The organism is Pantoea sp. MBD-2R (assembly GCF_039134845.1).
Taxonomy (GTDB): Bacteria; Pseudomonadota; Gammaproteobacteria; order Enterobacterales; family Enterobacteriaceae; genus Erwinia.
This window is the reverse complement of the sequence record NZ_CP152417.1, coordinates 4,578,261-4,597,976: the sequence shown is the minus strand read 5'-3', so window position 1 is coordinate 4,597,976 and position 19,716 is coordinate 4,578,261. Positions and strand designations below refer to the sequence as shown.

The 19,716-nt window shown below is 51.7% G+C and carries 22 protein-coding genes; 12 read left to right on the top strand and 10 right to left on the bottom strand.

What is annotated here, in order from left to right; genetic code table 11:
- Positions 1–5: 5 nt before the first annotated feature.
- The 5 genes from rfaD to envC form a co-directional block, all read right to left on the bottom strand.
- Complete coding sequence (rfaD, locus tag AAGQ96_RS21175; protein ID WP_147200359.1) at positions 6–938, bottom strand: ADP-glyceromanno-heptose 6-epimerase; 933 nt, start codon at positions 936–938, stop codon at positions 6–8.
- A gap of 148 nt (positions 939–1,086) precedes the next feature.
- Positions 1,087–1,995: a hypothetical protein gene (locus AAGQ96_RS21170; protein ID WP_147200358.1), complete on the bottom strand. Its 909-nt coding sequence runs from the start codon at positions 1,993–1,995 to the stop codon at positions 1,087–1,089.
- Entirely contained in the window at positions 1,988–3,223 is a 1,236-nt protein-coding gene (locus AAGQ96_RS21165; protein WP_342754486.1) for a glycosyltransferase, read from the bottom strand. The genes AAGQ96_RS21170 and AAGQ96_RS21165 overlap by 8 nt, the downstream gene beginning before the upstream one ends.
- A gap of 66 nt (positions 3,224–3,289) precedes the next feature.
- The gene (locus AAGQ96_RS21160; RefSeq protein WP_342754485.1) at positions 3,290–4,213 is read right to left on the bottom strand and encodes a divergent polysaccharide deacetylase family protein; all 924 of its coding nucleotides are present in this window, start codon (positions 4,211–4,213) and stop codon (positions 3,290–3,292) included.
- A gap of 3 nt (positions 4,214–4,216) precedes the next feature.
- Complete coding sequence (envC, locus tag AAGQ96_RS21155; RefSeq protein WP_147200704.1) at positions 4,217–5,524, bottom strand: murein hydrolase activator EnvC; 1,308 nt, start codon at positions 5,522–5,524, stop codon at positions 4,217–4,219.
- Positions 5,525–5,851: 327 nt separating this feature from the next.
- Between envC and AAGQ96_RS21150 the strand changes: the two genes are divergently transcribed.
- The 5 genes from AAGQ96_RS21150 (at position 5,852) to cysE (ending at position 8,975) form a co-directional block, all read left to right on the top strand.
- Complete coding sequence (locus AAGQ96_RS21150; RefSeq protein WP_147200355.1) at positions 5,852–6,283, top strand: rhodanese-like domain-containing protein; 432 nt, start codon at positions 5,852–5,854, stop codon at positions 6,281–6,283.
- A gap of 17 nt (positions 6,284–6,300) precedes the next feature.
- Complete coding sequence (gene grxC, locus AAGQ96_RS21145) at positions 6,301–6,552, top strand: glutaredoxin 3 (protein ID WP_147200354.1); 252 nt, start codon at positions 6,301–6,303, stop codon at positions 6,550–6,552.
- A 50-nt stretch (positions 6,553–6,602) separates the two neighbouring features.
- A complete protein-coding gene (secB, locus tag AAGQ96_RS21140; RefSeq protein WP_147200353.1) occupies positions 6,603–7,067 on the top strand; it encodes a protein-export chaperone SecB in 465 nt (154 codons plus the stop codon).
- Entirely contained in the window at positions 7,067–8,086 is a 1,020-nt protein-coding gene (gpsA, locus tag AAGQ96_RS21135; protein ID WP_342754484.1) for an NAD(P)H-dependent glycerol-3-phosphate dehydrogenase, read from the top strand. The genes secB and gpsA overlap by 1 nt, the downstream gene beginning before the upstream one ends.
- A gap of 67 nt (positions 8,087–8,153) precedes the next feature.
- On the top strand, positions 8,154–8,975 hold the full coding sequence (gene cysE, locus AAGQ96_RS21130) for a serine O-acetyltransferase (protein WP_147200351.1): 822 nt from the start codon (positions 8,154–8,156) through the stop codon (positions 8,973–8,975).
- A 3-nt stretch (positions 8,976–8,978) separates the two neighbouring features.
- Here cysE and trmL read toward each other — a convergent pair whose 3' ends face one another.
- Genes trmL through cpxR form a run of 3 tightly spaced genes read right to left on the bottom strand, consistent with a single transcriptional unit; the run spans position 8,979 to position 11,575 of the window.
- Positions 8,979–9,449, bottom strand: coding sequence for a tRNA (uridine(34)/cytosine(34)/5-carboxymethylaminomethyluridine(34)-2'-O)-methyltransferase TrmL (gene trmL, locus AAGQ96_RS21125; protein WP_342754483.1), 471 nt, complete (start codon positions 9,447–9,449; stop codon positions 8,979–8,981).
- Positions 9,450–9,503: 54 nt separating this feature from the next.
- Positions 9,504–10,880 carry an envelope stress sensor histidine kinase CpxA gene (cpxA, locus tag AAGQ96_RS21120; protein WP_147200349.1) on the bottom strand — a complete coding sequence of 459 codons (1,377 nt, stop codon included), beginning with the start codon at positions 10,878–10,880 and terminating at the stop codon, positions 9,504–9,506.
- Entirely contained in the window at positions 10,877–11,575 is a 699-nt protein-coding gene (gene cpxR / locus AAGQ96_RS21115) for an envelope stress response regulator transcription factor CpxR (RefSeq protein WP_147200348.1), read from the bottom strand. Before cpxR ends, cpxA begins: the two co-directional genes overlap by 4 nt.
- 151 nt (positions 11,576–11,726) lie before the next feature.
- Between cpxR and cpxP the strand changes: the two genes are divergently transcribed.
- The 7 genes from cpxP to AAGQ96_RS21080 all read left to right on the top strand — a co-directional run bounded on the left by cpxP (position 11,727) and on the right by AAGQ96_RS21080 (position 17,686).
- Positions 11,727–12,236, top strand: coding sequence for a cell-envelope stress modulator CpxP (gene cpxP / locus AAGQ96_RS21110; RefSeq protein ID WP_147200347.1), 510 nt, complete (start codon positions 11,727–11,729; stop codon positions 12,234–12,236).
- A gap of 251 nt (positions 12,237–12,487) precedes the next feature.
- Positions 12,488–12,802, top strand: a complete 315-nt coding sequence (locus AAGQ96_RS21105; protein ID WP_342754482.1) for a polymorphic toxin type 44 domain-containing protein — start codon at positions 12,488–12,490, stop codon at positions 12,800–12,802.
- Between the two features lie 59 nt (positions 12,803–12,861).
- Positions 12,862–13,299, top strand: a complete 438-nt coding sequence (locus AAGQ96_RS21100) for a hypothetical protein (RefSeq protein WP_342754481.1) — start codon at positions 12,862–12,864, stop codon at positions 13,297–13,299.
- A 231-nt stretch (positions 13,300–13,530) separates the two neighbouring features.
- A complete protein-coding gene (gene fieF / locus AAGQ96_RS21095) occupies positions 13,531–14,427 on the top strand; it encodes a CDF family cation-efflux transporter FieF (RefSeq protein WP_342754480.1) in 897 nt (298 codons plus the stop codon).
- Positions 14,428–14,635: 208 nt separating this feature from the next.
- Positions 14,636–15,598 (top strand): 6-phosphofructokinase, encoded by a 963-nt coding sequence (gene pfkA, locus AAGQ96_RS21090; RefSeq protein ID WP_147200343.1) that lies wholly within the window; start codon positions 14,636–14,638, stop codon positions 15,596–15,598.
- 145 nt (positions 15,599–15,743) lie between these two features.
- A complete protein-coding gene (locus AAGQ96_RS21085; protein WP_342754479.1) occupies positions 15,744–16,736 on the top strand; it encodes a sulfate ABC transporter substrate-binding protein in 993 nt (330 codons plus the stop codon).
- 197 nt (positions 16,737–16,933) lie between these two features.
- A complete protein-coding gene (locus AAGQ96_RS21080; RefSeq protein ID WP_147200341.1) occupies positions 16,934–17,686 on the top strand; it encodes a CDP-diacylglycerol diphosphatase in 753 nt (250 codons plus the stop codon).
- Between the two features lie 38 nt (positions 17,687–17,724).
- Here AAGQ96_RS21080 and yhjD read toward each other — a convergent pair whose 3' ends face one another.
- Positions 17,725–18,726 (bottom strand): inner membrane protein YhjD, encoded by a 1,002-nt coding sequence (yhjD, locus tag AAGQ96_RS21075; RefSeq protein WP_147200340.1) that lies wholly within the window; start codon positions 18,724–18,726, stop codon positions 17,725–17,727.
- A 57-nt stretch (positions 18,727–18,783) separates the two neighbouring features.
- Positions 18,784–19,683, bottom strand: coding sequence for a LysR substrate-binding domain-containing protein (locus AAGQ96_RS21070; protein ID WP_342754478.1), 900 nt, complete (start codon positions 19,681–19,683; stop codon positions 18,784–18,786).
- Positions 19,684–19,716 lie beyond the last annotated feature (33 nt).

The following is a 19,716-nucleotide window of genomic DNA, read 5'->3' as shown; positions in this document are numbered from 1 at the left end:
TCCCGTTACGCGTTGCGGTTCAGCCAGGCCATATAGTCAGCCACGCCTTCTGCAACGGTTTTGAAAGGCTTGTCGTAGCCAGCTGCACGCAGTTTGGTTTGGTCCGCCAGCGTATAAGCCTGATAACGGCCCTTGAGTTTTTCCGGGAAAGGAATGTATTCAATTTCGCCTTTCTGATGGAAATTCAGCGCGGCATCAGCCACTTCCTGGAAAGATTCGGCGCGGCCTGTACCGCAGTTGAAAATACCGGATACGGCGTTTTCCCAGAACCACAGATTAACGGCAGCCACATCTTCCACGTAGATGAAGTCGCGTTTGAACGTGTCGCTACCTTCGAACAGCTTAGGGTTTTCACCGTTGTTCAGCTGGGTGTTCAGATGGAAAGCGACGCTGGCCATGCTGCCTTTATGACCTTCACGCGGGCCGTAAACGTTGAAGTAACGGAAACCGCATACCTGAGAGGTCGCTTCTGGCAGGATCTCACGGACGTAATGGTCAAACAGCATTTTCGAATAGCCGTAAACGTTCAGCGGCTCTTCATACTGGCGCTCTTCAATAAAGTTATCATTACGGCCGCCGTAGGTGGCTGCGGAAGAGGCATACAGGAACGGGATCTGGCGCTCAAGGCAGTAATGCAGCAGCTCTTTTGAGTACTGATAATTGTTATCCATCATGTACTTGCCGTCCCACTCGGTGGTGGATGAGCAGGCACCTTCATGGAAAACCGCTTCCACGTCGCCAAAATCTTCATCGGCAAGAATAGCGATCAGGAAATCTTCTTTGTCCATGTAGTCGGCAATGTTCAAATCAACCAGGTTGGCGAACTTAGTGCCGTCTTTCAGGTTGTCGACCACCAGAATATCGGTGTGGCCTTTATCATTCAGCGCTTTGATAATGTTGCTACCGATAAATCCTGCGCCGCCAGTAACGATAATCATGAGTTTTAACCTTTAAAGAGTGTGGGTGAAACGGAAGGTTTCACGCGCTAATGCCTGTTATCATAACATCTCATTACGCCTCAGGCAGCCGGATGACTCCGTAAGCATTGGTAAATACGGTGCTGCCTGAATGTGACGGGCTGTCAGATTATTTTAACTTTTCCGCATCGGTCAGATAACGTACTTTGCGCGTATAGTCCTGGCCTTTAAAAGAGAGCTCGCTGCGGGATGACTGCAAATACTTCTGCCATTCGGCCAACGGGAAACCACCGTGTGCGCCCACCACTTCTTCAGGTATTACTGCCGTCGTACCGCCAATTTTTTTCGAAACTGGCCAGTTCATCCAGTCACCCAGATTCACCGTTTTTAAGTCCAGCAAATCGAGCAGTGCAGCCAGTGGCAGCTGATCTGTGGGGGGCTGAGAGTCGTCCATCAGCTCCCAGGTATCCTGGAATAGCGTTAGCCAAAGCGGACAAATACGTTTCCAGGTTTGCCGTGTAGCGGCCAGAAAAGCGCCATTAACATGGTCGACCATAAACGGGCGAATGCTGTTGCGGTAATAGGCGGGGCGATTTTTCTCAGGCGCATTCATCAGCTTGGCAATCATTCTCCCCTGACGAAAGCTGGAATAGAGATGGCTTTCGAGCATATTAATGACCGGCATTTGCAGCAGATTAAGATCGGAATCGATCATCAAAACCCCTTCGGTACGAGCTTGCAAAGGTGCTTGTAGCTTGATCAGCCGGCTGCGATAAATCTGCTTATAGCGATAGCTTTCTTCCCGCAAAGGCACGTCCAGCGTAACGACCCGCGTTTTGTCCGGCAATTCGCCAAACTGTTCTGCGGATTGGTCGCTCACAATGACGATTTCTTCGGCCGCAGGCGCAAAGCGGGAAGCAAACAGCGCGCTTAACTTCGCTTCTTCGACAAAGTCTGCGCCCGTGCAGGGGATCACAATTGAAGTGACCGGCACCTGTCCCTGTACCTCTTTTTGCTGATAAGCGAGATTATGACGGGCACGAATATGACGGAACTGAGGATTCAAAAATTCAAACATGCGAAGAGCTTCCATTAGGCGCATTTTTCAAAATGGTTTCCACGCCAGCCACATAATGTTCAATGGCATAGTGTTCTCTGACGTGAGTATTGGCCTGCTGGAGTAGCAGGTTACGCTTTTGGGCATCAAGCCACAGCGTTTTCATTTGTTCGAACAGACCCTGCACATCGCCATAGTCAAACAGCAGGCCTGTTTTATCATGTTCGATGAGTTCCGCTGTGCCGGTCACGCGTGAGCCAATGACGGCGGTTTTCAGCAGCATTGCCTCAAGAACGACCCGAGGCAGGCCTTCACTTTTCGAAGCCAGAATAAAGACATCGAAAGCCGCAAGATATTCCATTGCGTTGCTGCAAAATCCGGTAAATATTACGCGATCCTGCAAGCCCGCCTGTTGCGCCTGACGTTGCAGAGCATCGTGTTCCGGGCCTTCGCCAAGGATAACCATGCGCCAGTTGGCATCGGGAAAAGCGGCGACGAATTTAGCCAGCGCCTGAAGAATATGGTGGTTTGATTTTCTGGCAATGAGTGAGCCAATGCTGCCGAACACAAAGGTGTCATCGTTTACGTCCAGCAGCTGGCGGCGCATGGCCTCACGTTCCGGTAGCGGTTGCCAGATATCGATCGCATTAAAGACGGTGAAGCATTTTTTTGCCTCGACGCCATGCTGTAGCAATACGTCACGGACGCCGTTGGAAACGGCAATCACCGCGTCAGCACGCTGATTGACCATATTTACCAGCGCCTGATTCAGTACCGGTTCGATACGGCAGTGCTGAACGACGGCGACAGGCAGATCGGCGGCGGCCAGATAGCCTTCAGCATTCGAGCCCGGCTGGTTATTCATGTAAAGCATATCGCTTTGTTGCTGAACAAGAAGCTGGCGAATTTTCTGGGCGTTAGGCCGGATTCGCCACAGCGTGTCGATGTAGCGTGTGGCTTTCAACCGTAAAGGCCGATGAAAAAACACCAGCGAACGCAGTAGCTCTTTAGCGATTTTTGCCCATCGCGGCTGTTTACGTTGAGCAATAAACGTAACCGGGATGCCCAGCGAGGCCAGCACCTGAGCAATAGAGTCGCCTTTACCTCGCGTATAGTTTTGATAGAAGCAACAGCCGATCTCAAACTGGTTGCGATCGATGCGTTTCAACAACTCCAGCATGCTGTTCGTGCCGCCGCCCCATTCATTACCGGTATCCAGTAACAGGATTTTCTTTCGCTGTTGCTCCATGGCGAGCTTACCCTTCCGTTCAGTCTGCGCCAGTCGCACAGGGCGCAGGACGCAGCAGAAAATTAATTATTTCCCCAGATCGAGCGTCAATCCGGAAAAATAAGTATTGATGTAGCGTACGCCAGCACTGTCGGTGACGCTTTCGGTAATGACGGCCACTGCACGGCTGGCTGGAACGGGCACCACTTTTACCGGGCAGGTCGTCACACCGTGGAACGGATTACGCGCGGGCTGGCGCTCAGACGGCAGCGGCTTGCGGTTAATATTTTGCGGCTCGTTCAGCAGCTGGCTCGGCCGTACAAGAGTAATATCAGCAGGCAGCGTGGGCAGCATTTCCTTTAGAACTTTTACCGTAGTCGGATGCGGATGGCCAATAGCGATGGCTGAACCATCACGCTGCGCCAGATGCACCGCGCGCATAAATTGTTTACGAATATCCGCTTCGTTTTGCGTATCGTCCAGGAATACCCGACGTTTAATGACTTTTACACGGGTGCCCACTGCGGCGCGAGTGGACTGGCTGTTGCCGATAGTCATGCTGTCGAGAAAGTAAAAGTTATAGTTGTTCAGCACCTGCATAACTTTCTGCATGCCCGGCAAACTGGAGGTCATCGCGCTGCCCATATGATTATTCAGCCCGACAGCGAAAGGCACGTTGGCTATGGCTTCGCGGATGATCCTCTCAATTTCGCCACTAGACATATCGGGCCGCAGGGTATTTTTCTCAAGTGGCTGCTTGCTGAGCGGCGCCATTGGCAGATGGATCAACACTTCATGGCCGCGCTGATGGGCTTTGACGGCCATTTCATGTGCATGGGTCGCATCAGGCAATACCGCCACAGAAATGGCGGCAGGCATTTGCAGCACCTGATTTTCCTGCTGAGGACGATAACCAAAGTCGTCAATAACAATCGACAGTTTTCCAGCATGAGCCGAGCAGGCCATCAGCAGACCTGCCAGCACGCCGCTAAGTTTATGCAGTGATGACAAAAGCTATTTCCCTAACCATGGAAGTGGATTAACCGCCTGTCCCTGACGACGGATTTCAAAATAGAGTGACGGCGTACCGCGACCTCCGCTGGTGCCAACCAGCGCGACAGGTTGTCCTGCCTTCACCTGAGTGCCGACAGTGACTAATGCGCTCTGGTTATAACCATACAGGCTCATATCACCTTTACCGTGTTCCACGACCACAACCAGCCCGTAGCCTTGCAGCCAGTCGGCCATCAGAACACGACCATCGGCAATGGCTTTAACTTCTCTGCCTTCCGGTGCATCAATAACCAGACCTTTCCAGCGCAGTTCGCCCTGGAGCTGTTCGCCAAACCGGTGCTCAATACTGCCGCGGACTGGCCATAACAGCTGGCCGCCAGGACGGCCCAAACCGCCAGTACGGGCCATTAGCGAGCGCTCACCTTCGGTTGGTTTGTAGGTTGAACCTTTACTCTTCGCCTGGGCTTCACGTTCGCGAACGCGTTGCGCCTCGCGTGCTTCCTTTTCTGCCCGGGCGCGCGCTTCCCGCTCGGCTTTGGCGATTTTATCGCGCAGGCGACTTTCGTTCTGACGCATCTCAACCAGCTGCGCCTGATCTTTTTCCAGCGACGATTCCAGCGTGGTTAATGTTTGCTTACGCGCTACGCGCGCGCCTTCCAGTTTCTGCTGCTGTGCTTCCTGCTGAGCTAACAGGTTTTTTTGTTTAGCCTGTTTATCAACCAGGGCCGCTTTCTGGTCGGCCAGATCGCTGCGGGTTTGTTTCAGATCGTCAATCGACTTCTGACGCGCGTCATTAAGATAGCCGAAATAAGCCAGCATACGTTCGCTACGCAAACTCTCTTCATTGCTCAGCAGCAGCTGTAGGCCATTATGCTGACCTTGACGAAAAGCGGCATCAAGCTGTTCAGCCAGTAGCTTTTCCTGACGAGCCTGCTGGCTTTGCAATTTGCCGATTGAGGCCGTCAGCGAGGCGATATCCTGATTGGTTGCGGTGAGGGTAAGTTGAGTGTCACGCAATTGCCGACTGGCCTGAGCGATGATTTTTTCCTGACTTTGCAGCTGATCCAGCAGTTTTCCACGCTGTTGCTTTTGCTGCAGGACGCTTTTTTCCTTGGCGGCGATATCCTGCTGAAGGCTGGAGAGCACGGATTTATTATCGTCAGCCGCCTGGCTGTGAAAAGGCAGCAGCAAAAGACCCGCATACAGCACGCTGGCGGGCAGGGTGAAAATGCCAGATCGTAACGTTACGCCTGCGGCCAATCCGTTACCTCGGGTTCGTTGAAATGAAACTGTCGCTTTTTCCCTCATAGGAGGAGGATTATTCCACGATGAACAGCGGCTTACCAGTATCCATAGCGGGTTTTGCGTTTCCATCGGTGACAAACCGGGGATGATAAGAGGTCGACAACCTGAACCCAGGCCTGTAGCGCAGTGATAATTTGAACAACAAATAACCGCTCAAGATTGACGCTATCCTGACCCTGGTGAACGATTTGCACTTAAGGCAATTTTTTTTGAGAATCTTCCCCAGAAAACGCAACTCTGGCCGCAACACGACTGTACATGACAGTCCTGGCAGGTATACTCAGAAGCCTTGTTTTCGCTTATTAACCCTTTCGGGAGTTGTTACCCCTCATGCAAGATATTATGCAGTTCGCAGGCAGCCATACCATCCTTAGTCTGGCGTGGGTTGTCCTGCTGGTTTTGGTGATCGTGACCACCGTTAAGGGCATGTTCTCCAAAGTAAAAACGATTAGCCGTTCTGAGGCGACGCGTTTAATTAATAAAGAAGAAGCCGTGGTAGTCGATGTGCGTGGACGTGATGACTTCCGTAAGGGCCATATTTCAAATGCGATCAACCTGCTGGCTGCCGACATCAAAAAAGGCAGCGTTAGCGAACTGGAAAAACATAAAGCTCAGCCGATCATCATTGTTGATGCTAACGGCACAGCAGCGGCAGACTCTGCTGCACAGCTGAATGCGGCTGGCTTTGAGCACGTTTTCATCCTGAAAGATGGCGTTTCTGGCTGGAGCGGTGAAAACCTTCCGCTGGTACGCGGCAAATAATCTCTGGAGATTAAGGTATGGCTAACGTTGAGATCTACACCAAAGCAACTTGTCCCTTCTGCCATCGCGCCAAGGCGCTGCTGAGTCAAAAGGGCGTGAACTATCAGGAAATCGCTATTGATGGTGATGCCGATAAACGCGAAGAGATGATCAAACGAAGCGGTCGTACCACCGTCCCGCAGATTTTTATCGATGCACAGCACGTTGGCGGCTGTGACGACCTGTATGCGCTCGACGGCCGTCAGGGCCTCGACCCGCTATTAAAATAAACCGGGCGAGTGGCGCAATAACGGATTATTAACCCATAGGATTACGTAACATGTCAGAACAAAACAATACCGAGATGTCTTTCCAGATCCAACGCATCTACACTAAAGATATCTCTTTTGAAGCGCCTAACGCGCCTCAGGTTTTCCAGAAAGAGTGGGAACCGGAAGTTAAGCTGGATCTGGATACTGCTTCCAGCCAGCTGGCAGATGACGTGTACGAAGTGGTTTTACGCGTCACCGTGACCGCAACGGTTGGTGAAGATACGGCATTCCTGTGTGAAGTTCAGCAGGCAGGTATCTTCTCTATCTCCGGTATCGACGGCAATCAGATGGCGCATTGCCTGGGTGCATACTGCCCTAACATTCTGTTCCCGTATGCGCGCGAATGCATCACCAGCCTGGTTTCCCGCGGTACTTTCCCGCAGCTTAACCTGGCACCGGTTAACTTTGACGCGCTGTTCATGAATTATTTACAGCAGTCAAACGAAGGCGCCGCACCTCAACAGGATGCATAATGCCTCACGCTAATGCTGCAATGAGCGTTATCGGTGCCGGATCTTACGGCACCGCTTTGGCTATCACGCTGGCCCGTAACGGCCACGACGTGGTGCTGTGGGGACATAACCCCCAACATCTGGCACAGCTTCAGGCTGACCGCTGCAACGCGGCTTTCCTGCCCGATGTTCCCTTTCCCGACTCGCTAAATTTAGAGCAGGATCTGGCAACGGCAATTGCTGCCAGCCGCGATCTGCTGGTGGTTGTTCCCAGCCATGTGTTTGGCGATGTATTAAAGCAAATCCAACCCTTCCTGCGCGCGGACTCGCGAATTGTTTGGGCGACAAAAGGCCTCGAAAAAGAGACGGGCCGTTTGCTGCAGGAAGTCGCGCGCGAAATCCTGGGCGATGACATACCGCTGGCAGCGATCTCCGGCCCGACATTTGCTAAAGAGCTGGCCGCGGGCTTGCCTACTGCGATTGCGCTGGCCGCGACAGATGCCGCGTTTGCAGACGACATACAAGAGTTACTGCACTGTGGCAAAAGTTTTCGGGTCTATAACAATCCCGATTTTATTGGCGTGCAGCTTGGTGGCGCGGTAAAGAACGTGATTGCGATTGGTGCCGGGATTTCAGATGGTATCGGTTTTGGCGCAAATGCCCGTACCGCATTGATTACCCGTGGTCTGGCAGAAATGAGCCGACTGGGAGCCGCTCTGGGTGCCGATCCTACAACCTTTATGGGCATGGCTGGGCTGGGCGACCTGGTGCTGACCTGTACTGATAACCAGTCACGCAACCGTCGTTTCGGCATGATGCTGGGGCAGGGAATTGATGTGGAAACTGCGCAAAACAATATTGGTCAGGTTGTGGAAGGTTTCCGTAACACGAAAGAAGTGAAGGCACTGGCCGCGCGCTGCGGCGTTGAGATGCCTATCACCGAGCAAATTTACCAGGTGTTGTATTGCGAAAAAAACGCCCGGGAGGCAGCATTGAGCCTGCTCGGACGCACAAGGAAAGACGAAAACAGCAGCAGCTAAGTCAGGGAAGCATCGCGCCGTAGCATTCTGGCGTCCACAGGACGCTATATTTGATGGGGAGAGAGTAATGCCGTGTGTTGAGCCTGAATTGATCTGGGATTATATCAAAGAAGAAGCGCGAGCCCTGGCGGAGTGCGAGCCAATGTTGGCCAGTTTTTACCACGCCACGCTGTTAAAACATGACGATCTTGGCAGCGCGCTCAGCTATATGCTGGCCAACAAGCTCGCTAATCCCATCATGCCTGCCATTGCCATACGTGAGATTGTTCAGGAAGCCTACAAGCAGGACTTCTCTATGATTGTGTCTGCTGCCTGCGATATTCAGGCTGTGCGCCAACGTGACCCTGCTATCGACAAATACTCCACGCCTCTGCTGTACCTTAAAGGTTTCCATGCTTTGCAGGCTTATCGCATTGGTCACTGGCTGTGGAATGAGGGCCGCCGTGCGCTTGCCATCTACCTGCAAAATGAAATCTCCGTCTCCTTCGCGGTGGATATCCACCCGGCGGCAAAAATCGGCCGTGGCATTATGCTCGATCATGCGACCGGCATTGTGGTGGGAGAAACCGCCGTCATTGAAGACGACGTTTCTATTTTGCAATCCGTGACGCTGGGCGGTACCGGGAAAACCAGCGGCGATCGCCACCCTAAAATACGTGAAGGCGTAATGATTGGCGCAGGTGCTAAAATCCTTGGCAATATTGAGGTCGGACGCGGTGCAAAAATCGGTGCAGGATCTGTCGTGTTACAACCCGTGCCGCCGCATACAACTGCGGCTGGCGTGCCCGCGCGTATTGTGGGCAAACCCACCAGCGATAAGCCTTCCATGGAAATGGATCAGCATTTCAATGGTATGGTGCCGGGTTTCGAGTTCGGCGACGGGATCTGAGTTTTATTTAATCAGCGCGCCAGCATAATCCAGCTGGCGCCAGGCCTCATAAACCACCACTGAAACCGCATTCGACAGGTTCATACTGCGGCTGTCTGGCTGCATTGGAATGCGGATCTTCTGCTCTGCTGGCAGCGCATCTAAAATCGTTGCGGGCAGGCCTCTGGTTTCCGGACCAAACAGTAAATAATCTCCCGCCTGATAGCTTACTGCGCTGTGCGCAGGCGTTCCTTTAGTGGTTAATGCAAAGAGGCGCTGCGGATCTTCTGCGGCGAGAAAAGCGGCATAATCAGCATGACGTGCAATAGCGGTGAACTCGTGATAATCGAGGCCAGCACGGCGCAATCGCTTATCATCCCAGGTAAAGCCCAGCGGCTCGATTAAGTGCAGGCGAAAGCCAGTATTAGCGCACAGGCGTATGATATTGCCTGTGTTGGGTGGAATTTCAGGTTCAAATAATACGATATTTAGCATCGACAGCGGCCCTCAGTCAGAAGGGCCGCAGCATAGCAAATTATCCGCAGCGGATCAGTTGTTGCTGGTATAGAGCGGCAACCAGAGCGTCAGCCGCAGGCCACCGAGCGGGCTGTCATCCGCTTTTACCCAGCCGCGATGCTGTTGGATAGCGGTTTCCACAATTGCCAGCCCAAGCCCGGTGCCGCCAGATTCACGATCCCTCGCTTCATCAGTGCGATAAAACGGGCGGAAGATTTGCTCACGATCTTCGGCGCTGACGCCAGGACCATCATCATCAACATGAATGGTAATGCCTTGTTTATCGACGGAAAAGCTGACTGATATTTTCGAATTTGAATAGCGTAAGGCGTTGCGCACGATATTTTCCAGCGCGCTATCCAGGGCGCTCGGATTACCGTACAGCGGCCATGGGCCGGGCGGATAAGGGATTTCCAGCGTTTTTCCCATCTGCTCGGCTTCAAATTTGGCATCATCCAGGACACCAGACCAAAGATGATTCGCTTTCATCGCTTCGCTGACCAGTGCGTTTTTATGCTGGGTACGGGACAGGACTAACAAATCGTTGATCATGCCGTCCAGGCGCTGGGCTTCCATTTCAATACGCTGTAGCTCTTTGCCTTCGCCCTGACGTCGCCGCATTAACGCTGTCGCCAGCTGTAAGCGCGTCAACGGCGTACGCAGTTCGTGGGAAATATCAGAGAGCAGCCGCTGCTGCGCCGTCATCATTCTTTCCAACGCACTGACCATCTGGTTGAAGCTTGATCCTGCCGCCAGAAATTCCTGCGGGCCTGCCTCCAGTTCCGGACGCTGACGCAGATTTCCGGCTGCCACGTCATCAGCAGCATGCTTGAGCTTACGAGCCGGTTTCGCCAGGCTCCATGCCAGCCAGAGCAGCAGCGGTGAGCTGATCAGCATGGTGACAATCAGTAACAGCAACGGGCGGTCAAACAGCAGATTGATAAAGTCGAGCTGGGAGCTGCTCGCTGGCCTGATCAGATAGAGCTGATAGTTATCTTCCCCATCACGCACGGAGAAAGGCCCAATCATTTCCACCCGGCCATATTTTTTCTTTTGCGGGTGATCGGCATTGTCGGACTGGCCGATAAAGTTACGGATCACCTGCATTTCATTATGCTGTGCGCCAATGACCCGACCTTCGCTGGTGACCAGCAGCAGACGTTGGCCAGGGGGCGCCCATTTATCTATTGCGCGAAACAGCCTGCGCCACCACATCAGGTCATTGGGCGGATCCTGCATCAGCTCCGCTTCAACATGCTGTTCGATCATCGTACCCTGCCGCTGTTCATTATCGAGCAGCGGCGTCATCTGGCGCGTGTCCAGTTTAGGCACCATCAACACCAGCATCAGTACCAGTGCCAGCGTCAGCCAAAAAATAGCGAAAATACGGGTGGTCAGGCTGGAGATCATGTTGCAGAAACCATCAAATAGCCCCTGCCACGTAACGTTTTAAACCACGGATGTCCATCTTTGCGATCGGGCAGTTTGCGGCGTAGATTGGAAATATGCATATCGATAGCGCGGTCAAAAGGCGTCAGGCGTTTACCAAGCACTTCCTGACTCAAATGCTCGCGGGAAACGACCTGTCCCAGGTGCTGAGCAAGAAGATAAAGCAGGGTGAACTCCGTCCCTGTCAGATCCAGCGTCAAATCGTCAAAACTCGCTTCCTGGCGGCCTGGATTCAGGCGCAGGTGATCCACTTCAAGCGTAGGAGAACTGTTGTCGTGATGCTGTTGCTGCTCGCTCCAGTTTGAACGACGCAGGATAGCGCGTATCCGAGCCACCAGCTCGCGGTCGTTAAAAGGCTTAGGCAAATAGTCATCTGCGCCCAGTTCCAGCCCCAGAACCCGATCCAGTTCGCTACCGCGAGCAGTTAACATAATGACCGGTGTCTGGTGCTGCTGACGCAGTTCTTTCAGGGTATCAATGCCGTTTTTCTTCGGCATCATGACATCAAGTAACAACAGATCAACAGAGTTATCAAGCAGGCTCAGCGCCTGTTCACCGTCACCGGCAACCAGGACATCAAACCCTTCCATTTCAAGCAATTCTTTCAACAGCGAAGTTAATTCGCGATCGTCATCAACCAACAGGATCTTATTCATTTTTATTACCCTCCGTAGGCAAAATACCGTGAACGAATGCTGTCAATCCATGACTTTACGTACTTTTACACCCCCTGACGCATGTTTGCAGCGGGGTCCGTAGACTGGCTTTCGTTGAATCGAAATATGGAAACCAACCTGGGAGTTAGCGATGCGCAAAGTTACCGCCGTCGTTGTGGTTCCGGCGCTGATACTCAGTTTCTCCGCCGCATGGGCTGCAGAAGTGACGACGAATGACGAGATGCATCAGGACGGCGCGGCGCTACGCAGTATGACGCAAATTCCGCAAAGTCACATGTTTGATGGCATCAATCTCACAGAACAACAGCGTCAACAGATGCGAGATTTGATGCAGCAGGCTCGCCACGAGCGTTCTTCCATAAGTATTAACGATTTAGAACAGCTGCACGAGATGATTATTGCAGATAAATTCAACGAAACGGACTATAAAGCGCGGCTGGACAGGATTGCAAAAGAAGAAGTAACGCGACAGGTCGAAATGGCCCGTGTACGCAATCAAATGTATCACCTGTTAACGCCAGCTCAGCAGGACGTTTTGAAGCAGAAACATCAGCAGCGCATGAGTGAAATGCGCAAGCTGGCCCAGATGCAGCAGGCTGTATCACTGCAGGCAGTGAGTAGTCCCGAGAGTAAGCAGTAACTCAGTATCCCTTTTTTCCTTGCCATAGACACCATCCCTGTCTTCCCCCCGCATGATGCGGGGGTTTTTTTTATCCATTATTACATCCTGGCCCATGAAAAACTCATTCTTAAAAAGCCACCTTAAAGGCGGTGCTTAATCTCTCAGGATATGATTGTGATTTTCTTTTGGCCAGCACAAGCATGCTATTTTATCAGCCATATAGTTAGAAGGAATTTCACTTATCAACTCTGTCAGGAAGACAAATTATCATGGCTGTTATCCCGCTTATGCCCTCAGGTGAGTTCTCTCTTTTAGCAAAAAACCTTTTGGAAGCTCGCCATCGTGGAATGCCGCGTAATATGGCCTCACCAACTGTATATTACTGGTTTTATCATCAAGTACGTAACAAGGGACCTTGGGATTACAAGCAGCAGGGGGCGAAATATCAGAATTTTGGCAATTTTAATTACGGTGCAACGGGTATTGTTGCCGGTATACCTGAAGGGATATTGTTGCGTGGGGCTGGCTGGCTGGGCGCAGAGCAGAGCTGGTACTGCCGATCCCCGATGGGGATACTGGTATAAAAACATCCCGTATGGAGATGACCCACGTGACCAGTACTGGATCCAACAGGGAATAGATTATGCCAATCAACATCGCTATTAAGTGGGGACACAGGGCACTAACAACCGTTCTGTTGCTCATAGTGATTTTAGGAGGGCTATTTGGATATTGCGGAAACGCCTCTCGAAATGACCTTCTGGTCAGTCAGAAACAGCTATCAGAAAATGTCTGGCTGTACGTGACAAAATATCAGGATGCCGGGGCGACTGACTCTGACGTTTATCGTTACTATCTTAACAAATATCTCAGCGATCCGATGGCGGTACTGCAGAAATCCGCGCCGTTTCTGCAGGCTGATGTCGGTAATGCGACCGTCACGGCTGTTGGCGATCACGTATTAGTAAAACTGACAGGCAAGGTGAACTCCTTCTCTAACTCGGCTTTTTACTATGACGGTAAAACACCTGTGATGCCTCGTATCGATCTGAATGCTTATGCTTCTGACCCCTGGAAATAGCACCGGGCAGGCGCTTTGTTACATGCAGGCCGCTTCTTACTGCCAGATATTGCGCACACCATCCCTGTCTTCCCCCCGCATGATGCGGGGGTTTTTTTTATCTTAAATTCCGTCGCATAATTGCAATCCGCTTCGGAAAAAGCCCGTTAAAACAAATTGAACGGCTGCCGCTTTTCCCGCAGTAACGCAAATCCGGTATACTTAAGGTCATTGACCTGAACGGAGTGTGGTATGGAACAACACTATGCGCGCCTGGTAAACTCTGCCGCGCTTGCTGCAACAGTTCTGGCTTCGATGCTACTTTTGGTAAAAATTGTTGCCTGGTGGTACACCGGCTCGGTCAGCCTGCTTGCCGCGCTCGTTGATTCTCTGGTTGATATTGCCGCCTCCCTGACCAACCTTTTTGTGGTTCGCTATTCCCTTCAGCCCGCCGATGAAGAACACACTTTTGGTCATGGCAAAGCCGAATCACTGGCGGCGCTGGCGCAAAGCATGTTTATTTCCGGCTCGGCGCTGTTTCTGTTTCTCACCGGTTTACAGCATCTGACCACGCCTGCTGAAATGCGAGCGCCGCTGGTGGGGATATTCGTAACGCTGATTGCGCTATTTTCTACACTGCTTCTGGTCACTTTTCAGCGCTGGGTGGTGCGCAAAACCCGCAGTCTCGCCATCCGTGCAGATATGCTTCACTATCAGTCTGACGTTATTATGAACGGGGCCATTCTGGTGGCGCTGGCGCTTAGCTGGTACGGTTTTAAACGTGCTGATGCTTTATTTGCGTTAGGGATCGGCGTGTGGATTTTATATAACGCGTTGCGTATGGGCTACGAGGCGGTGCAGCTGCTGCTCGACAGAGCGTTGCCGGAAGCGGATAAAGAGCATATTGAAACGATTGTTGTTAACTGGCCTGGCGTAGAAGGCGTTCATGATATTCGTACCCGCCAGTCAGGCCCGACACGCTTTATTCAGCTGCATCTTGAGCTGGACGACCATCTCACGCTTTTCGACGCGCACCTGATTGCTGAGCAGGTAGAGCGTGAATTACTGAAAAAATTTCCCGGTTCTGATGTGACCATCCACCAGGATCCCTGCTCGGTGGTTCCCGAAAAGCCGCCCGGTGAGCTATGATTTTTAATCAAATAAATGCGTTAGCTGAAAGGCAGCACACCATGTTATTTTGCGTTAAAAAAATAGCACAGGGTTCACTGACCTGAATCAATTCAGCCCAATGGCTTTGATATACTATTGCCAACATTAGATAACAGATCGCTCGCGTGCGCCGGTCCCCATGGCGTTCAGAATGTACAATTTTGCATTAACAAGTTCAGAGGTTGTCATGATCAAAAAAATCGGTGTACTGACAAGCGGCGGTGACGCGCCTGGTATGAACGCAGCTATCCGGGGCGTTGTCCGTGCGGCGCTGAGTGAAAATCTGGAAGTTTTTGGCATTTATGATGGTTATCAGGGACTGGTAGAGGACCGGATGGTCAATCTGGACCGCTACAGCGTGTCAGATATGATTAACCGTGGCGGTACGTTCCTTGGCTCAGCGCGCTACCCGGAGTTCCGTGAAGAAGCGACTCGTGCCATGGCTATCGATAACATGAAAAAACGCGGTATCGACGCACTGGTGGTTATCGGCGGAGATGGCTCCTACATGGGGGCGAAACGCCTGACCGAAATGGGGTTCCCATGTATTGGCCTTCCGGGCACGATTGATAACGATGTGGCCGGGACGGACTACACGATTGGCTACTTCACCGCGCTGGAAACGGTAGTAGAAGCAATTGACCGCCTGCGCGACACCTCTTCCTCACACCAGCGTATTTCTATTGTCGAAGTGATGGGCCGCTACTGTGGCGATTTGACGCTGGCGGCTGCAATTGCGGGCGGCTGTGAGTTTATCGTACTGCCAGAAATCCCCTACACGCGTGAAGAGCTGGTGCAGGAAATCAAAGCGGGTATTGCGAAGGGTAAAAAGCATGCCATCGTGGCGATTACCGAGCACATTTGCGATATCGATGAGCTGGCAAAATATATCGAATCGGAAACCAAACGGGAAACGCGCTCAACGGTTTTAGGCCATATCCAGCGCGGTGGTGCGCCAGTAGCTTACGATCGAATCCTGGCTTCACGCATGGGCGCTTACTCGATTGAGCTGCTGCTACAGGGCTATGGCGGTCGCTGCGTCGGCATCCAAAACGAAAAAATGGTGCATCACGACATCATTGACGCTATCGAAAACATGAAGCGTCCGTTTAAAGGCGACTGGCTGGATACCGCCAAGAAACTTTACTGACAGAAATCAAGGCGCTATCCCGAAGCGCCTTTTTTATGCAAAACGTTATTCCATTCGGTTATGAAAGCTATTTTTTAATTCTTTAAATCGTGAATCACTTTGTGTCACGCTCTCTTACAGCAAAAAAACCTTTGGGAGATGCGTGATGAAGAAGTGGAGTGTCGGATTAACCCTGTTACTGGCATCAACAAGTGTTCTGGCGAAGGATATCCAGCTGTTAAACGTCTCTTACGATCCGACTCGTGAGCTGTACGAACAGTACAACAAAGCCTTCAGCGCGCATTACAAGCAGGAAACCGGTGATAACGTGGTGATTCGTCAGTCACATGGCGGCTCGGGCAAGCAGGCAACTTCGGTGATCAACGGCATCCGTGCCGATGTGGTGACGCTGGCACTGGCTTCTGATGTTGACGCCATTGCACAACGCGGACGTATTGATAAAAATTGGATAAAGCGTTTGCCGGACAATTCCGCGCCTTATACCTCAACAATTGTTTTCCTGGTCCGTAAAGGCAATCCCAAACAGATTCATGACTGGCAGGATTTGATCAAGCCGGGCGTTTCCGTGATTACGCCTAACCCGAAAACATCCGGTGGCGCGCGCTGGAACTATCTCGCAGCCTGGGGATGGGCGCTGGATAAAAACAACGGCGATGCTTCGAAAGCAGAAGACTACATCAAAGCGCTGTTCAAAAACGTTGAGGTACAGGATTCAGGTGCGCGTGGTGCAACCAATACGTTTGTAGAGCGCGGCATTGGCGACGTGCTTATCGCATGGGAAAACGAAGCTTACCTGGCGGTGAATAAACTGGGTAAAGATCAGTTCGAAATCGTGACGCCGAGCGAATCTATCCTGGCGGAGCCAACGGTTTCCGTGGTTGATAAAGTCGTGGATGAGCGCGATACCCGTAAAGTAGCCGACGACTACCTGAAGTATCTCTATTCTCCGGAAGGCCAGGATATTGCGGCGCAGAATTTCTATCGTCCACGCGACCCCGCCGTGGCGAAGAAATACGCCGATAAATTTGCACCAGTTAAGCTGTTCACCATTGACGATCCTAAGTTCGGTGGCTGGACAAAGGCGCAGAAAACGCACTTTGCTGATGGTGGTACCTACGACAAGGCCATGCAGCGCTAATCGCTATTCTCTGTTTCACAGGCCGATCTCAGATCGGCCTTTTTGTTATCATCGTTTCAATCCATTCCCCCAACGCCTGCCTATGTGACTGAATTTTCACCGCTTCCGTGAAATAGTCACTCTTGTTAACTATTTAACATGACCTTAGCCAACAGTTCGTTTACATTATGCCCAGTAACAGACCAGAGGTTTTGATCATGCAGGGACGAAAGCGTGTCCTGATTGTGGCGACAGTTATCCTGATCCTGACGGCAGGATGTGCTTCCGTAGCCATGAATTTCCACCATAATTCCAATGCGCTATGGAAAATAGTTAGTCAGGAATGCATCCCTAATCAGCAACAAAATAACGATCCGACACCTTGTCGACAGGTCGATATTCGTAATGGTTATGTGGTACTGAAAGATCGCGATGGTCCACTGCAATTTTTACTGCTGCCGACGGAAAAAATTAGCGGTATCGAAAGTCCCGAGCTGCTTAACCCGTCCACGCCTAATTTCTTTGCCGAGGCATGGCGTTCACGTCATTTCATGGAAGAACGACGAGGCTCGCCGGTCGATGACAGTGCTGTGGCGCTGAGCATTAATTCACAGCGTGGCAGAACGCAGAATCAGCTTCATATCCATATTTCCTGCCTGCGTCCTGATATTCGCCAGCGGCTGGATAGCCTGGATGCTTCGCTGACCAATCGCTGGCAGCTGGAGCAGTTAGGTGAGCATCAGTATCAGGTCAAAATCATTACCAGAGATGAATTTAAGCGAACCAGTCCGTTTATCCGTATTGCTAACGAACTGCCTGATGCCCGTGAAGAAATGGGGAAATACGGTGTGGCGGTGGCAGCGATGCCGAATGGTCGGCGTGCGCTGATGGTGATTAAACGTAATTTGCTGTTGTTGAATCAGGGTTCGGCAGAAGAACTTCAGGATCACAGCTGCAAAATATTGAAATGAAAAGGGAGCACGAAGGCTCCCCTTTAGATCGCCAACCTTTAAACCTGTTCGGCTTCCTCTTCAGGTTTATCATCGGCATATTTTGCGGTGGCTATCCAGGCCGCGCAGAACAGCGTCAAACGGGCGAAGAAGTAGAAAAACGCCATCAGGCCCAGTACTGAACCAAATGCGGCACCAGAAGGCGAAGAAGCCAGTTTTGGCAGCGTCAGCGTCATGATAAATTTAATCACCTCAAAGCCAATTGCCGCCAGCAGCGTGCCGCGGAACAGCGCTTTTTTGCGAGGTTTATGGCGCGGTAATCTCCAGAAAATCCACAAGAACAGCAGATAGTTGGCCAGAATTGAAATCGACAGCGCGATAAGCGTCATCACCGGCCGCAGCCATTCAATACCGTCCAGGCCAAGCGCGCGGACTATGGCATCCTGTGCTGCACCCGCCACGGAGGTGAGTGAAATGGTGATAATCAGCGCCAGCACCAGCCCAATCAGCGAGATGAAATCGCGAGTATATTTAAAATAAATTTTTTCCTCGTCCTGCTCGTTACGTTCCCAGACATCGCGTGACTGAGCGCGAACCGCTTCACGCAAATTGCCCATCCAGCTGATGCCGGAATAAAGCGCCACAAGCAATCCGGTAATCCCTACGGTTGTACGCTGCTGAACCGCCGTGGTAACGGTATTTTTTAGCGTGGTAGCCAGCGTAGGATCGCTGATACTGTTTACCAGCTTATTGATTAACTCCGTAAGCAAATCCTGGTTGGAAGCCAGCACAAAACCCACTGCGGCGAACGACACCATCAGAATGGGGATCAGTGACAAAAAAGAGAAATAGGTGATGGCCGCGCCAAACTGGCTGCCCAGCCGATCGCTAAATCGTTCCCCGGCACGGATGAAATGTGCCACCGTTGGAATGGCCTGAAACCAGCTAACCAGTCTGGAAACCCGGGTAATCGATTTATCGACGGTTTTGTTTCCGGTTTTAATATTGATCAGTGGCTTATCGTCGCCTTTAGCGCTATCTGCTGGTTTATTTTCCGTCATGAAGCCTTCTTCATATCCTTTAAGTGTTTAGATTAAAGACAAATTATAGCCAGGTGGTCAGGCTACGTAAGCTTTCATTGCTTTTGTCAGCCATTCCATAAAAACGTGAACGCGACGAGCAAGGTTACGTCGGTGCGGATAAATTAGCGAAACGGGCATCGGCTCGGCGCGAAAATGCGGCAGGATTTCGACCAGTTTTTTCTGTTTTAGCGCTTTACGCATGCCGCTTTCCGGTGCCTGAATAATGCCAAGGCCCGCCATGCAGGCGTTGCGATAGGTTTCGGTGCTGTTAACAGTCAGCGTGCCGCCGGTCTTCACGTAACGGCAGATTTTACCATCGTAAAATTCAAAACCCGGCGGTGGCGCACCCAGCTGCTGACCGTAATGCACCATGGCATGCGCTGAGAGGTCTTCCAGCGTGGTCGGTGTACCAAAACGTGAAAGGTAATCGGGGCTGGCGCAGTTAATAAGGGTCAGTTTCCCCAACGGTCTTGCAATAAGTCCTGAACTCTCCAGCGTGCCAACGCGAACAACGCAGTCAAAACCTTCGCGGATCACATCAACACGGCGATCGCTGCTGCTTAACTCCAGTTCAATACCGGGGTAGTGCTGCATAAAGTCGGGCAGCAGCGGCAAAATATAATCACAAGCCAGGCTAACCGGCATATCGACCCGCAGGCGGCCGCTGAGCGTGGCAGGATCTTGCTGGAAAAGTGAATCCATCTCTTCAAGCGTTGCCAGCACGTCCCGACAGCGCTCGTAATAAACCAGTCCGTCCTGCGTCAGCTGCACGCGCCTTGTCGTACGATGAAGCAGCTGCGCACCCATGGTGTTTTCCAGCGCCTGAATTTGTCGCGAAAGGCTACCTTTTGGCAACCCCATGCTTTCTGCGGCACGGGTAAAACTTGCTAATTCGGCTACTCTGACAAAGATTTGCATCGCATGAATTTTATCCACTTGTGCGCCTTTTGTTGTTTGAAATGAAACAGT

Excerpts from the sequence above, each read along its gene's own strand:
- cpxP (WP_147200347.1), top strand. The coding sequence starts at position 11,727 with ATGCGCAAAGTTACCGCCGTCGTTGTGGTTCCGGCGCTGATACTCAGT.
- AAGQ96_RS21085 (WP_342754479.1), top strand. The coding sequence starts at position 15,744 with ATGAAGAAGTGGAGTGTCGGATTAACCCTGTTACTGGCATCAACAAGT.
- cpxR (WP_147200348.1), bottom strand. The coding sequence starts at position 11,575 with ATGAATAAGATCCTGTTGGTTGATGACGATCGCGAATTAACTTCGCTG.
- cysE (WP_147200351.1), top strand. The coding sequence starts at position 8,154 with ATGCCGTGTGTTGAGCCTGAATTGATCTGGGATTATATCAAAGAAGAA.
- grxC (WP_147200354.1), top strand. The coding sequence starts at position 6,301 with ATGGCTAACGTTGAGATCTACACCAAAGCAACTTGTCCCTTCTGCCAT.
- cpxA (WP_147200349.1), bottom strand. The coding sequence starts at position 10,880 with ATGATCTCCAGCCTGACCACCCGTATTTTCGCTATTTTTTGGCTGACG.
- AAGQ96_RS21080 (WP_147200341.1), top strand. The coding sequence starts at position 16,934 with ATGCAGGGACGAAAGCGTGTCCTGATTGTGGCGACAGTTATCCTGATC.
- AAGQ96_RS21165 (WP_342754486.1), bottom strand. The coding sequence starts at position 3,223 with ATGGAGCAACAGCGAAAGAAAATCCTGTTACTGGATACCGGTAATGAA.
- pfkA (WP_147200343.1), top strand. The coding sequence starts at position 14,636 with ATGATCAAAAAAATCGGTGTACTGACAAGCGGCGGTGACGCGCCTGGT.
- AAGQ96_RS21170 (WP_147200358.1), bottom strand. The coding sequence starts at position 1,995 with ATGTTTGAATTTTTGAATCCTCAGTTCCGTCATATTCGTGCCCGTCAT.
- AAGQ96_RS21105 (WP_342754482.1), top strand. The coding sequence starts at position 12,488 with ATGGCTGTTATCCCGCTTATGCCCTCAGGTGAGTTCTCTCTTTTAGCA.
- rfaD (WP_147200359.1), bottom strand. The coding sequence starts at position 938 with ATGATTATCGTTACTGGCGGCGCAGGATTTATCGGTAGCAACATTATC.
- envC (WP_147200704.1), bottom strand. The coding sequence starts at position 5,524 with ATGAGGGAAAAAGCGACAGTTTCATTTCAACGAACCCGAGGTAACGGA.
- yhjD (WP_147200340.1), bottom strand. The coding sequence starts at position 18,726 with ATGACGGAAAATAAACCAGCAGATAGCGCTAAAGGCGACGATAAGCCA.
- trmL (WP_342754483.1), bottom strand. The coding sequence starts at position 9,449 with ATGCTAAATATCGTATTATTTGAACCTGAAATTCCACCCAACACAGGC.
- AAGQ96_RS21150 (WP_147200355.1), top strand. The coding sequence starts at position 5,852 with ATGCAAGATATTATGCAGTTCGCAGGCAGCCATACCATCCTTAGTCTG.
- AAGQ96_RS21100 (WP_342754481.1), top strand. The coding sequence starts at position 12,862 with ATGCCAATCAACATCGCTATTAAGTGGGGACACAGGGCACTAACAACC.
- gpsA (WP_342754484.1), top strand. The coding sequence starts at position 7,067 with ATGCCTCACGCTAATGCTGCAATGAGCGTTATCGGTGCCGGATCTTAC.
- secB (WP_147200353.1), top strand. The coding sequence starts at position 6,603 with ATGTCAGAACAAAACAATACCGAGATGTCTTTCCAGATCCAACGCATC.
- fieF (WP_342754480.1), top strand. The coding sequence starts at position 13,531 with ATGGAACAACACTATGCGCGCCTGGTAAACTCTGCCGCGCTTGCTGCA.